This window comes from Luteibacter sp. ME-Dv--P-043b, assembly GCF_030209605.1.
Classification (GTDB): Bacteria; Pseudomonadota; Gammaproteobacteria; order Xanthomonadales; family Rhodanobacteraceae; genus Luteibacter.
This window is the reverse complement of the sequence record NZ_JARVRT010000017.1, coordinates 1-13,463: the sequence shown is the minus strand read 5'-3', so window position 1 is coordinate 13,463 and position 13,463 is coordinate 1. Positions and strand designations below refer to the sequence as shown.

10 protein-coding genes are annotated in these 13,463 nt (G+C 68.3%); 1 reads left to right on the top strand and 9 read right to left on the bottom strand.

Annotated elements, in window-relative coordinates; genetic code table 11:
- Positions 1-67 precede the first annotated feature (67 nt).
- Positions 68-1,264 carry a sterol desaturase family protein gene (locus QRN34_RS10705; RefSeq protein ID WP_285404373.1) on the top strand — a complete coding sequence of 399 codons (1,197 nt, stop codon included), beginning with the start codon at positions 68-70 and terminating at the stop codon, positions 1,262-1,264.
- A gap of 73 nt (positions 1,265-1,337) precedes the next feature.
- On the opposite strand, the gene QRN34_RS10700 is transcribed toward QRN34_RS10705, so the two are convergent.
- The 9 genes from QRN34_RS10700 to leuS all read right to left on the bottom strand — a co-directional run bounded on the left by QRN34_RS10700 (position 1,338) and on the right by leuS (position 13,294).
- Entirely contained in the window at positions 1,338-5,192 is a 3,855-nt protein-coding gene (locus QRN34_RS10700) for a YhdP family protein (RefSeq protein ID WP_285404372.1), read from the bottom strand.
- 30 nt (positions 5,193-5,222) lie between these two features.
- Complete coding sequence (gene rng, locus QRN34_RS10695) at positions 5,223-6,707, bottom strand: ribonuclease G (RefSeq protein WP_285404370.1); 1,485 nt, start codon at positions 6,705-6,707, stop codon at positions 5,223-5,225.
- Between the two features lie 55 nt (positions 6,708-6,762).
- The gene (locus QRN34_RS10690) at positions 6,763-7,320 is read right to left on the bottom strand and encodes a Maf family protein (protein WP_285404368.1); all 558 of its coding nucleotides are present in this window, start codon (positions 7,318-7,320) and stop codon (positions 6,763-6,765) included.
- A 10-nt stretch (positions 7,321-7,330) separates the two neighbouring features.
- A complete protein-coding gene (gene rlmH, locus QRN34_RS10685) occupies positions 7,331-7,801 on the bottom strand; it encodes a 23S rRNA (pseudouridine(1915)-N(3))-methyltransferase RlmH (protein ID WP_036140272.1) in 471 nt (156 codons plus the stop codon).
- A 7-nt stretch (positions 7,802-7,808) separates the two neighbouring features.
- Positions 7,809-8,159, bottom strand: coding sequence for a ribosome silencing factor (gene rsfS, locus QRN34_RS10680; RefSeq protein ID WP_051939057.1), 351 nt, complete (start codon positions 8,157-8,159; stop codon positions 7,809-7,811).
- Between the two features lie 124 nt (positions 8,160-8,283).
- On the bottom strand, positions 8,284-8,943 hold the full coding sequence (gene nadD / locus QRN34_RS10675; RefSeq protein WP_285404587.1) for a nicotinate-nucleotide adenylyltransferase: 660 nt from the start codon (positions 8,941-8,943) through the stop codon (positions 8,284-8,286).
- A 5-nt stretch (positions 8,944-8,948) separates the two neighbouring features.
- Complete coding sequence (gene holA, locus QRN34_RS10670; RefSeq protein WP_285404586.1) at positions 8,949-9,911, bottom strand: DNA polymerase III subunit delta; 963 nt, start codon at positions 9,909-9,911, stop codon at positions 8,949-8,951.
- 60 nt (positions 9,912-9,971) lie between these two features.
- Complete coding sequence (gene lptE, locus QRN34_RS10665; protein WP_285404364.1) at positions 9,972-10,544, bottom strand: LPS assembly lipoprotein LptE; 573 nt, start codon at positions 10,542-10,544, stop codon at positions 9,972-9,974.
- A gap of 2 nt (positions 10,545-10,546) precedes the next feature.
- On the bottom strand, positions 10,547-13,294 hold the full coding sequence (leuS, locus tag QRN34_RS10660; RefSeq protein WP_285404362.1) for a leucine--tRNA ligase: 2,748 nt from the start codon (positions 13,292-13,294) through the stop codon (positions 10,547-10,549).
- Positions 13,295-13,463 lie beyond the last annotated feature (169 nt).

Below are 13,463 nucleotides of genomic sequence, written 5' to 3'. Positions count from 1 at the left end.
GTGGGAGCCGCATGAGCCCAAAGGCGCAATGCTAGGATGCCCCCGAACTCACCGGAACGGAGCCTCCATGAGCAGGGGAAAGAAACGGGCCTTCGTCCGTCGTGTCGCGGCGGAGCCTGTCCGTCGCGCGGAAGCCGTGGTCGACGAAACACGCGATCTGTTGCACAGCAGCGGCCACCTCGACCCGCGCAAGGCCATGGTCAGCACCGCGATCGCGCTGTCGCTCGGTTTTCTTGGCCTGATGGCGGTCATCGCCTTCCACTTCCCGCAGTACCTGACCACGCCGGACCTGCGGCACCGGTATTCGGTGGACGTGCTACGCCAGGCGCTGCTGGGCGCCCTGCTGGTCGCGGGCGGGCTGTCGCTGGCCAATGTGATCCTGGGCCGGCGGCGCAACCTCAACATCGCCGCCTTCGTGCTGGTCATCGCCGCCGTGGCGCTCGGTGGCTCGCGTGTGCCGGTCGGTGCGTTTCCCGACCACACGCCTTACATCGGCCTGGACTGGTTCATCCTCGACCTGCTCGGCTCCACGCTGCTGTTCGTGGTGATCGAGAAGCTGTTTCCGCTGTATCGCGGGCAGTCGGTGTTCCGCTTCGAGTGGCAGACCGACATGAAGCACTTCGCCGTCAACCACTTCCTGGTGGGTCTGGCGCTGCTGGTGGTGAACTTCCTGATCCACCACGGGTTCGGCTGGCTGACGGGAAGCGACTTCCAGCGCATGGTGGCCGGCATCCACTTCGTGCCGCAGCTGCTGCTGTGTGTGCTGGTGGCCGACCTGGCCCAGTACGCCACGCATCGCGCGTACCACGAGGTGCCGTTCCTATGGCGCTTCCACGCCGTGCACCACAGCGTGAAGACGATGGACTGGCTGGCCGGCTCGCGCCAGCACATGCTGGAGCTGTTGTTCACGCGCGTCTGCGTGCTGGCGCCGCTTTACGTGCTGGGCTTCAGCGAGGCGGTGATGAATGCATACATCCTCGTCGTCGGCTTCCAGGCCGTGTTCAACCATGCCAACGTGCACCTGCCGTGGGGGCCGTTGAAGTACGTGATCGTGACACCCGACTTCCACCACTGGCACCACGCTTCCGACGACGAGGCGATCGATAGGAACTACGCGGCGCACTATGCGTTCATCGATTACCTGTTCGGCACCGCGGTGAAGTCGACGAAGCGGTTTCCCGAAAAGTACGGTGTGGTGGGCGATTACATGCCGGAGGGGTTCGTGCGGCAGCAGCTGTTTCCGTTTCGGCGGCAGAAGCTTTAGAAACGGGGTTGCGTGTATCGCGCAACTCTGTATCGCGCACATCGTGCGCTCCTGCCGAGGCTGGTCGCGTGGGTCAGGGGGTGTCGCCCTTTTCGATGGGGGTGAACACGGGTTTGTCCCAGCTACCGGTGACGTGGTAACGCTTGCGCGCGGCCTGGTTGAGGCCGCGGCCGAGCAGGCCCTGCACCGCCAGCCCCGCGGCAGCGCCTACCGGGCCGCCGGCCAGGGCGCCGACCACCGGCAGGCTGTTGCCGAGGTGCGGTACCACGAGCACCTCCTGGTCGTAGTCGCGCGCCTTGAGGCCGGCGCGGCCGGTGATGGTGATATCGGCCGCCGGGCCGCGGATGGCGAGGTTGTCGGTGCTGGCGTTGCCATCGGCGAAACGGAAATCGCCGGTAATCGAGTCGAAGGCGAAGCCCTTGCCGAGCACGTCGCCGAAATCCAGCGCCATGCGACGCGGCAGGTCGGTCACCGAGACCAGGCCGAACAGGCGACCGACGCCGGGCTGCACTTCGAGGATGCGGCCCTTGGCGACGTCCACCTTCAGCGTGCCATCCATGTTCGCCAGCGCCAGGGCCGACGGACCACCGGGCCAGGTGGCGTCGAGGCGGGCCGAGGTGCGGCCGCCCTGCAGGATGCCGGCAAAGCCGAGTGCGTCGAACATGCGTGCCACGTCTTCCGAGGCGAAATCCATGGCGAGGTGGGTGCGGCTGCGCGTCTCGTCGCCGACCCAGTCACCCGAGGCGGTGATCTGCACGTTCTTGGACTGCGCGCGCAACTGGTCGATGTGCATGCCGTCGTCGGTCGGCCAGGTTTCCAGCCGCGCCTCGCCCAGCTTCGCCTTGCCCAGCCGCATGTCGCTGACCTGCAGGTGCATCGGCGGCAGGCTGGCCGGCGCCACGCCCGCTTCGTTCGTGTTGGCGACCTTGCCGCTGGAAGCGGCAGCGTTCGCGTCCTGCGCCTTGGCGGCGGTGGAGGCCACCGTCGTCGCGGCGCCCGCCGCGGTCTTGCCTTTCTTTGCTGCGTCCGCGGCATCGTCGGCCGAGGGCCACCAGATCCGGTCCATGCGCGCGGTGATACCGCGGCGGCGCATCTCGTCGTTGGGCACGGTGAGTTCGCCCGCCAGGCCTTCGCCGTCCACCTTCAACGACAGCGCCTGCGGACCGGGGTTGGCCATGATGTGCAGACCGGCGAAATGCTGGCCGAACACTTCCGCATCGTCCGCCACGAGGTCGAGCGCGCTCAGGCCGGGCCCACTGCCACCGCCGGTGGACAGGCCGACCACGTATTGCACCCAGCCCGAGACATCCAGCCTGGCGGCATGACCGCCGATGAGGTAACCCTGCGCGGGCAGCGCAGCGGGCGCGACGCTGCCCAGGTTGAAGGCAGCCGCAAGGGGCACCGTGTTCGTCGGCAGACGCAGGCGACCGCGGACGACGTCACCCAGCGCCAGGTCCAGGCGTGCGCCGTCGACCGGCAGGCCCACACGGACAGACAGCGGCTGCGCCAAGGCGGCCGGCTTCTTCACCGGCGTCGGCAGCAGCAGCTCGACGCCGCGCAGGTCCGAATCCACGGTGAGCGCCTGTGCTGTCGCGTCACCCTGCCCCGTGCGGCTCAGGTCGAAACCGATGCGGAACGTGCCGCGCCCCTTGCCGATGTCGGCCAGCCACTTGAGGGTGTCGTACGGTCGCAGCATCTCGTCCAGCGTGAACGCACCCGTGACCGATGCCGTGACGATCTTCGCCGGATCGCCCGTGCCCCCGGCGATGGCCAGGTCGAGGCTGGCCGGTTGCCCCTGGAACCGGGCGGTCAGGCCCCTGGCGGTAAACCCCTTGCCATCGAAACGCATCGGCCCGGTGATGCCATCCAGGCGCAGCTTCCAGTCGTCGGCCACCAGGTCGGCGTCCTTCAGCGTGGCCGTACCGTCCAGCGTGAAGCTTTTCGTGTCCTTCAACGGCAGCATCAGGCTGAAGCCGAACTCGCCCGTGCCGCCCAGTTTGATCTTGTCCAGCGTGTCGCGACTGCTCGTGCCGACCGGGCTGTTCTTGACCAGGTCCAGGTAGCTGGCACCGGTGCCCGCACCGCTCACCTTCAGGTTCAGCACACCCTCGGCGAAGTCGTCGATGGTCGCGGACGCGGAACTGACGGCGTTGCCCAGCGAATGGCCCTCGCTGGCCTCGATCGACATGCTGTTGTCGACGAAGGTGGCGACGGCGGCGATACCTTCGGCGCGCGGCCAACCCGTGCCGTAATCGAGCACCGTATCGTCGATGACGGCGCGGCCTTCGAAGCGGCCCTCGTGGTTACGGAACGGGAAATCGCGCAGGTTGCCGCGCACCAGCGCCGCGCCGCTCTCGATGTGACCCGAGACGATCGCGCGGTTCAGCCAGTTCTGCGAGCCCTCGGACATCCCGTGGATCGGCCAGAACAGCTTGGCCGCCGAGATGTCGCCCTCGCCCATCGCCACGTACATGTCCAGGAACGGGCCGGTGTCGGCCGCAGGCAGGACGTACTCGCCACGCACCTGGCCGGTGAAGTCCTCGCCGCGCACATCGAGCGGGTCGACGCCGATGTGCCAGTCGTCGTCCTGCGGGTAGACGACGATGTCGCCGCTCAGCGACGACAGCACGAACGGCTTGCGGAACATCCCGGTCGCATCGATCGTCGTCGCCTGCATGGGCAGGCTGAGCGACAGCGCCTCCGCATCCCCCAGTATCCGGCCCTTGAGGGAAGACAGGCCCGGCAGCGTGCCGCTGGCATCGATGCCCAGGCCGGAGAAGCCCGCGCGCACGAACGCCACGCCGGTGGCGGAGTTCCAGTCGGCGCGCAGGTCGTCGAAGCGGCCACGCGGGTGTCCTTCGGCAAGCCAGCGCGACAGGGCCGGCGACATCCGCGGAAGCAAGCCGGCCCAGGGCAGCAAGGGTGCCAGGTCGACCTGGCGCCCCACCAGCGTGCCGTCGGTGGTATCGCCCTCCGCATGCAGCACCAGGGCGATGTCGCCACCGTCGCGCGCGGCCCAGTCGATGCGCTGGCCGTCGGCGGTGCGCTGGAGGCGGGCGATACCATGCAGGCCGGCCGTTTTCACGGTGCGTCCGGGGCCGCGCACGCCCAGCCCGTCGAGGTCCAGCCGCGAGGTCATCCGCACCACGCGGGCGTCGCTCCAGTCCAGCCACGTTTCGAACGCGCCCTTGCCGGAGGCCAGCGCATAGCCGCCGGCCGTGAAATCGCCGGTGAGCGCGGCGAAATCGACATCGGTACCGTGCACGTAGACACGGCCGCTGGAGCCGTCCAGCGCAAAGCGACCCGCGGCGGTAAGCACCGTGGGGACGTTTTCCCGATGGAGGTTGCCACCCAGGCGTATCACGTCGTCCTGCAGGCTGGCGCGCAGCCGATCCACGACCAGGCCGTAATGCCGCTGGGTGGTCTCGTCGTCGATATCCAGGCGCAGGTTGGTCACCCACAGGTCGGCCGCCAGGTTGCCGAGCGACAGCGTGCGCTGGCCACCGTTACTGGGAAGACCGTCGATGCTCCAGCGCCCGTCCGGCGCACGGCGCAGACCCAGGCGAAGATCGCTCAGGCGCAGGTTGAGCAAATGCCGCGAGGGCAGCACCAGCGCACCGAAATCCAGTTTCACCGCCGCCTGCGGCAGATGCAGGGGCTGACCGCCCTCGGTGGGCACCACCGTGACATCGCGCATCACGAACAGCGGCCCCGACGGCTGCCAGAACCCCTCCAGCGAGGCGAAGCGGACCGGCCGGTGCAGGGAGTCGCTGAGCAACGACGCCACGCGATCGGGGTAACGGGCGGCCAGCGGCAACAGCAGTTGGCCGAGCGCCATGAGCAGCGCGAGCGCGATCAGTACGCTCGCGACCAGACCGATGAGGAAGAACCGCAGGCGTCTCAGGCGATGGCGCCAGCCGGAACTCACCGGCCGACGTGCCGGCGACGCGCGCCGGGCTTAGAGGAGAACGACATCGAACTGTTCCTGCGAATAGTGTTCTTCCGCCTGGAAGCGGATGCTCTTGGCGATGAATTCTTCCAGCTCGGCCACCGCCGTGGATTCTTCCTCGAGGATGCGGCCAACCACCTTGGGACTGGCCATCACCAGCAGCTTCTGCGCGTTGAACTGGCGCACGGCACGGGTGATTTCACGGAAGATCTCGTAGATCACCGTCTCGGCGGTTTTCAGCGTACCGCGGCCGCTGCACGACGGGCACGGCTCACACAGCTGGCGCTCCAGGCTTTCGGTGGTGCGCTTGCGCGTCATTTCCACCAGGCCCAGCGCGGACATCGGGTAGACCGTGGTCTTTGCGTGGTCCTTCAGCAGGCCCTTCTCGAGCATGCGCAGCACCTGCCGCTTGTGCTCGTCGTCGATCATGTCGATGAAGTCGATGATGATGATGCCGCCGAGGTTGCGCAGCCGCAGCTGGCGTGACGCCGCCTGCGCCGCCTCGAGGTTGGTGCGGTACACGGTTTCCTCGAGGTTGCGGCTGCCGAGGTAGCCGCCGGTGTTCACATCGATCGTGGTCATGGCTTCGGTCTGGTCGACGATCAGGTAGCCGCCGGATTTCAGCGGTACCTCCTTGCGCAGGGCGCGCTGGATCTCGTCCTCCACGCCGTAGAGATCGAAGATCGGCCGCTCGCCTGCGTAGTGCTCGATGCGGTCGGACAGCACCGGCATGAACTTGGCCACGAATTTGACCGTTTTCTCGTAGGTCTCGCGTGAATCGACGCGCACCTTCTCGATGCCGTCGTTGAGCGAATCGCGCAACGAACGCAACGGCAGCGACAGTTCCTCGTAGACCCGCTCGCCCACGCGGGCCTTCTGGATGTTTTCCTGCACCACCCGCCACACCTTGCCCAGGTAGGTCACGTCGAAGGCCAGGGATTCCTCGGACTGGCCCTCGGCGTTGGTGCGCACGATGTAGCCGAGATGGTTCTCGCCGATCAGCGGCAGGATGATGTCCTTCAGGCGCTGGCGCTCGCTTTCCTCCTCGATGCGCACGGACACCCCCAGGGTGCGCGAGTGCGGCAGCAGCACGAGGTAGCGCGAGGGGATGGAAAGATGCGTGGACAGCCGCGCGCCCTTGCTGCCGATCGGGTCCTTGACCACCTGCACGACGATTTCCTGGCCCTCGTGGACCAGTTCGCTGATGGGCGGGACGGGGCCATGGCCGCCGGATTTGCCGTCGGGCGCATCGGTGGGGGGAAGCGCCGGGCGCACGATATCCGACGCATGCAGGAACGCCGCACGGTCGAGGCCGATCTCGACGAATACGGCCTGCATGCCCGGCATGACGCGTTGCACGCGGCCCTTGTACACGTTGCCCACGTAACCGCGCCGGCTGGCACGCTCGACGTGGACTTCCTGCAACATGCCGTTCTCGACGACGGCCACGCGCGTCTCACGCGGCGTGACATTAATCAGGATTTCCTCGCTCACTGCGTGCCCTTTTCCATGAGTCATCCCGCTTTATAGCCCGCGCGTCCCGCGACTGTCACGGACCGCGAAGAAGCCGGGAGGTTTCGTACAGGGGCAGTCCCATCACGCCGGTGTAACTGCCGGAAAGATGCGCGATGAAAGCCGCGGCGCGTCCCTGGATCGCATAGGCACCGGCCTTGCCGAAGCACTCGCCGGTATCGATGTAGGACGCGATGTCGTCGTCGGAGAGCGACGCGAAGCGCACGGTCGATACCGACACCACCCTTCGCTGCGCGCCTGCCTCCACGAGCCATACGACCGAGACCACGCGATGCTCCTTTCCGGACAAACGGCGCAGCATGGCTGCGGCGTCGACGGCATCCCGCGGCTTGCCGAACACCGCGTCGGCCTGCACCACTTCGGTATCGGCGCCGAGCACGCGCGCGGCGGGCTCGTCGGCCACCAGCGCGAACCCCGCGCGCGCCTTGTCCCGCGCCACGCGCGAGACGTAATCGTCGGGCGATTCACCGGCGGCGCGGATTTCTTCCACATCCACGTCGAGGGTACGGTGAGCCTCGCCGAGCTGACCGAGGAGTTCGCGACGGCGCGGCGATTGCGAGGCCAGGTAGAGCACGGCGGTTCCTTCAGGCGCGATGGTAGGGATGCCCGGCCACCAGCGTGGTGGCGCGATAGAGCTGCTCCGCGAGCACGAGGCGCACCAGCATGTGCGGCAGCGTGAGGGGGCCGAGCGACCAGCGTTGGTCCGCGCGTGCCAGCACGTCCGGCGCATGGCCGTCGGGTCCGCCGATCAGGAACGCGAGATCGCGCCCGCCCATGCGCCATTGCTCCAGCTGCTGGCCCAGGTCTTCGCTGGACCACGCCTTGCCGCGCCCGTCCAGCGCCACGACATGGATGTCGCGCGGCAAGGCCGCCAGGATGGCGGCACCTTCGTCGAGGGTCGCGCGCACGTCGTCGCGGCCCTTGCCGCGCGTGCCGGGCTTGATCTCGATCAGTTCCAGGGGCAGCTCGTGGGACAGCCGCTTGCGGTATTCGGCAAACCCTTCCGCCACCCAGGCCGGCATGCGCTCGCCGACGGCGATGAGGCGCGCCCGCATGGGCGGGTCAGGCGTGGGCGGCTTCGAAGCCGTCGTCGCCGACCGTCCACAGGCGCTCCAGGCCGTAGAACTCGCGGATGCGCGGCATCATGACGTGGACGATGATGTCGCCCAGGTCGACCAGCACCCATTCGGCTTCGGTCTGGCCTTCGACGCCCAGCGGCATCACGCCCGCTTCTTTGGCGAACTTGATGACTTCGTCGGCAATGGACTTGACGTGACGGGCGGAGGTGCCCGACGCGATGAAGAGGATATCGGCGATGGAGGTCTTGCCGCGAACGTCGATTTCGCGGACGTCCTTGGCCTTGAGGTCTTCGAGGGCCGCGACCACGCGCTGGCGGAGGTGCTCGTTGCTGATGGCGGGCTTGGCCTTGCGGGGTGCGGACGAACTCAAGATACGAAAACCTCGTACGGCGGAATGCCGGCGTTGGGCGAAGTATACCCCCGCCTGCCCGGGGACGCGTCAAATGCCTCGGCAGCTTTCAGCGGGCGGCCCGGGGCGGGGACGCGGCGTCCGCCAGCGCACGGTACGGCGCCAGCAGTTCCGGAGGATCGAAGCAGGTCGCGGGCATCAGGAAACGTGGCTCGTGGCCGACGGCAAAGGCCTCGCGGATGGCCGTGGCGGCGATGTCCAGCGGGGTGATGGCGATGTCCAGTACGCCGCCGGCCGGCCCCTGCGGGCGGGCGTCGCGGCGAGCGGCGATGAAGTCGGCCAGTTCCGCCGAGGGAGCGTGGCTGACCCCGGGGCGGTTCAGCACGCCCACATGGGCCAGCGTGAACAGGTCGCGCCAGCGCTGCCAGGATGCCAGTCCGGCGAAGGCGTCCGCCCCCACCAGCAGCACCAGTGGACGCGCGGGGCCGATCTCGGCACGCAGCGACGCCAGCGTGTCGACGCTGTAAGAAGGGCCCTCCCGGTCCAGCTCGCGGGTGTCGATCCGGAGTCGGTCCTGCCCGGCCAGCGCGGCGCGCAGCAGGGCGACCCGGCCCGCCGCATCGGCCACCGGCGGCGGCCGGTGCGGCGGCGTACGCGCGGGCACCAGCCGGACCTCGGCGTCGAGGGCTTCGGCGGCTTCCCATGCGGCACGCAGGTGGCCGTGATGGATCGGGTCGAAGGTGCCGCCGAGGATGGCGAGCGGACGCATGTCGCTCACGCGAAGGCAGCCGCCGCGCGGGGCTCGGCGATGGCGGCGATCAGCCGCTCGGCCTCCAGCCACGGATTACCCTGCTCGCGGCCTTTGGCCATGCGGTCGATGCGGGCGGCCCGGGCCAGGCAGGCCATCCAGTGTTCGCGCGGCGCGCGGCGCAGGGCCTTGCGGAAGAGTTGTTCGCGCGCCGGCCATAGCCGCTCGACCTTCGCCTGGGCGGCGAAATCGCGCGCGTTGGCCAGACGAAGCGCCAGCTGCAGCTGGTTGACCAGCCAGCCCATCAGGGCGATCAGTTCGTCGCCCTCGGCATGCAACCCGGCCAGTATCCGCAGGGCACGACCACCCTCGCCCGCGAACGCGGCGTCGGTCAGCTTGAAGGCGTCGAAGCGAGCGCTGTCGGCCACCAGGCCTTCCAGCGTCGTGGCGTCCAGCCGCTGGTCGCCCGCGAGGACCACCAGCTTGTCGATTTCCTGGGCGGCCGCCAGCAGGTTGCCCTCGACCCGCTCGGCCAGCATCGCCACGGCGTCGGGACTGGCCTTGACCCCGCGGGACGCCAGACGCTGGCCGACCCACTGCGTCCATTCGTGCGGGCGCGGCGCGTTGAAGACCACCTGGATACCGCCGCGATCCACCGCCTTGGTCCAGACCGCCTCGTGCTTGGTGCTCCACTCGGTGGCGGTGATCAGCAGCGTAGTATCCGGCGGCGGGTTGCCGACGAACTCGGTGATCGCCGCGCTGCCGTCCTTGCCGGCACGCCCCCCCGCCAGGCGAAGATCGAGCAGGCGCTGCGTGGCGAACAGCGACAGGCCGGCCGAGGATCGCGCCAAGTCGTCCCAGTCGAAACGGCTGTCCGCTTCCAGCACTTCGCGCTCGCTGTAACCGAGCCGCCGGGCCATGGCCCGCACGGCATCGGCGGCTTCCAGCACCAGCAGTTCCTCGCCGGCCAGCAGGTACACCGGCGCCATGCGGTCGCCCGCGAGGTGCTTCTGCCACTGGCCCGGATTGAACGGCACGGCGTTATCCGCTCAGTGCGCGGTCGACGAGGCGGGCGCGGGCACGGACGGCGTGGCGGCGGCTGCCGCCGCGGCCGGATGCACCGTGGCCGCCTCGAGGCGGAACAGGATGGCCTGCACCATGTCGCCGACCAGGCTGCGCTGGAGCTCTTCCGTCTGGCTGGCGGTGCCGATGGTGTTCTGGGCGTCGTAGCTGAACTCGCGCGACATATCGACGCTCTGCGGCGCGATGATGACGCTGCCGTCGCCGGCCTTGGCGTTGAAGTCGACGTGGTAGCGCACGGCGTATTCGGTGACGCGCGCGGTGCCGCTGACGGTGAGCGAGTCCGTGCGGAAGTTGTTCGCGGTGACCGCCAGTTCGGCGGCATCCACGGAGGCGTGGTCCACCACGGTGACATCGGCGTTGGTCAGCGCGCGCGACAGCTCACGCTCGAGGCGGCCTCCCCCGGCGACGGTCAGGTGGATCTTCTGCATGCCCGGCGGCAGCGCGGCGGACTGGCGAAGGTGGAAGCCACAGGCGCTGACCAGCCCCACGACGGCAACGAGGGCGGCGACACGGAGCGAACGGAGCGGGGTCGGGCTCATGATTATCCTGCGACGATGTTGACGATCTTGCCGGGCACGACGATCACCTTGCGCACGGTCTGCCCTTCCAGCAACCGGGCCACGGCGGGCTCGGCCCGGGCCATGGCCTCGGCATCTTCCTTCGACGCCGCGGCCGGCACCTCGATGGTAGCGCGAAGTTTGCCGTTCACCTGCACCGCGTAGGTCAGCGAATCGCGAACCAGCGCCGCGGGATCGACCGCCGGCCAGCCGGCATCCTCCACCAGTGCCTCACCCTGGCCCAGTACCTGCCACAGCGCATGGGAGAGATGCGGGGTGAACGGGTTGATCAGCTGGACGATGGCGGTGAAGGCCTCCTGGCGCAGCGCCGAGCCGGCGGCGCTGGCATCGTCGAACCGGCCCAGCGCGTTGAGCAGTTCCATCAGCGCGGCGATGGCCGTGTTGAATGACTGGCGGCGGCCGATGTCGTCGGTGACCTTCTGGATCGTCTCGTGCAGCTGGCGGCGCAGCGTCCTGCGCGAGGCCTCGGTGGCCGCGCCATCGCCCTGGGCCACCGCGGCGGACTCGACATGGGCCGAGACATCACGCCACAGGCGCCGCAGGAAGCGGGCCATGCCTTCCACACCCGCCTCGTTCCATTCCAGCGACTGGTCCGGCGGTGCGGCGAACATGGAGAACAGCCGCACCGTGTCCGCGCCGTACTTGTCCACCATGGACTGCGGGTCCACGCCGTTGTTCTTGGACTTGGCCATCTTCTCGACGCCGCCGATCTCGACCGGCAGCCCGTCGCTGCGCAGCACGGCGCCGGTGATGCGCGCGCGCTCGTCACGCTGCACGTCGACATCCGCCGGATTGAACCAGGTCAGGTGACCTTCGTCTTCCTTGCGGAAATAGGTCTCGGCAATGACCATGCCCTGGCAGAGCAGGTTGGTGGCCGGCTCGTCGCTGTGCACCAAGCCCTCGTCGCGCATCAGCTTGTGATAGAAGCGGAAATACAGCAGGTGCAGGATGGCGTGCTCGACGCCACCGATGTACTGGTCCACCGGCGTCCAGTAGTCGGCGCGCTCGTCCACCTGCGCCTCGGCGCCAGGACTCGTGTAACGCGCGTAGTACCAGCTGGACTCCATGAAGGTGTCGAAGGTGTCCGTCTCACGCTCGGCCGGGCCGCCACACGTCGGGCAGGTGGTCTGTCGCCAGGTCGGGTCGGCCTTGATCGGCGACTGCACGCCGGAGAACGCGACGTCCTCGGGCAGCACCACGGGAAGCTGGTCTTCCGGCACCGGCACCGCACCGCAACTCGGGCAGTAAATCACCGGAATCGGGCAGCCCCAGTAACGCTGGCGGCTGACGCCCCAGTCGCGGATGCGCCAGTTGACCCGGCGCTCGCCACGGCCAGTCGCGGCCAGCTTCGCCGCGATGGCGTCGAACGCCGCCGCGAAGTCCAGCCCGTCGAACTCGCCGGAGTTGATCAGCGTGCCGTGCTCGGTGTATGCGCCGACCGTCTGGATGTTGCTCTCGAAGGTCTTGATCGTCTCGACCGCGGCGGACACCTGGTACGCATCCGACGAACCGCCGTCCAGTGCGTTCTGCACGGTGTCAGTGCCATCGGCGGCCAGGTCGCGCTTCAGTTCGGCGACGGCGTCCACCACGCCGCGATCGACCACGACCATGTGGATGGGCAGGGAATACTTCTGGGCGAACTCCCAGTCGCGCTCGTCATGACCCGGCACGGCCATCACCGCGCCGGTGCCGTAGCCCATCAGCACGAAGTTGGCGACCCACACCGGCACCTTTTCACCGGTGAGAGGATGCACGGCATCGATACCCGTGTAATACCCGCGCTTCTCCTGCGTCTCCAGCTCCGCCTCGGACACACCGCCGGACCGGCAGCTGGCGATGAAGTCGGCCAGGCCGGGGTTGTCCGCCGCGGCGCGCGTGGCAATGGGATGCTCGGCCGCCACCGCCACGTACGACACGCCCATCAGGGTGTCAGGCCGCGTGGTGAATACCGTCAGCGGCTCGGCCTGGCCGTCCACGTCGAAGGTGATCTCCAGGCCTTCGGAACGACCCAGCCAGTTGCGCTGCATCGTCTTGACCGCGTCGGGCCAGCCCGGCAGCGTGTCCAGGCCGTCCAGCAACTCTTGCGCATAGGCGGTGATCTTGAGGAACCACTGCGGGATCTCGCGTTTTTCCACCGTGGCGCCGGAGCGCCAGCCCTTGCCGTCGATCACTTGCTCGTTGGCCAGCACCGTCTGGTCGACCGGGTCCCAGTTGACGACGCTGTTCTTGCGGTACACCAGGCCCTTCTTCATCAACCGGGTGAACATCTGCTGTTCCCAGCGGTAGTACTCGGGACGGCAGGTGGTGACCTCACGGGTCCAGTCGTACGCGAAGCCCATGCGCTTGAACTGCTCGCGCATGTGCTCGATGTTCTTGTAGGTCCACTTCGCCGGCGCGGTGTTGTTCTTGATCGCGGCGTTCTCGGCGGGCAGGCCGAAGGCGTCCCAGCCCATCGGCTGCAACACGTTGCGGCCCTGCTGGCGCTGGAAGCGGCTGATGACGTCGCCGATGGTGTAGTTACGGACATGACCCATGTGCAGGGCACCGGACGGGTACGGCAGCATCGACAGGCAGTAATACTTGGGCTTGTCCGAGTCTTCGGTGACCTCGAAGGCACGAGTGTCGTTCCAGAAGCGCTGGGCGCTGCTCTCGACGGCGGCCGGGGCGTAACCGCCCTGCTCCCGCGCGCCCTGGTCGGGGGTGTCCTGCATGGTGTTCGCTACCGGTAGTTGCTCGGGTGGCCGCGCGGGAGAAGCGCGGCGCTCAATCGCGGGAGACTAGCTTAATGCGGGGTTTGAAGGCAAAAGCTGGCCTTGGAGATTGGGGCAAGAGCCGGCGGGTAGCCCCCTCGGGGCCACGCCTGCGGCGACCCGGAGGAAA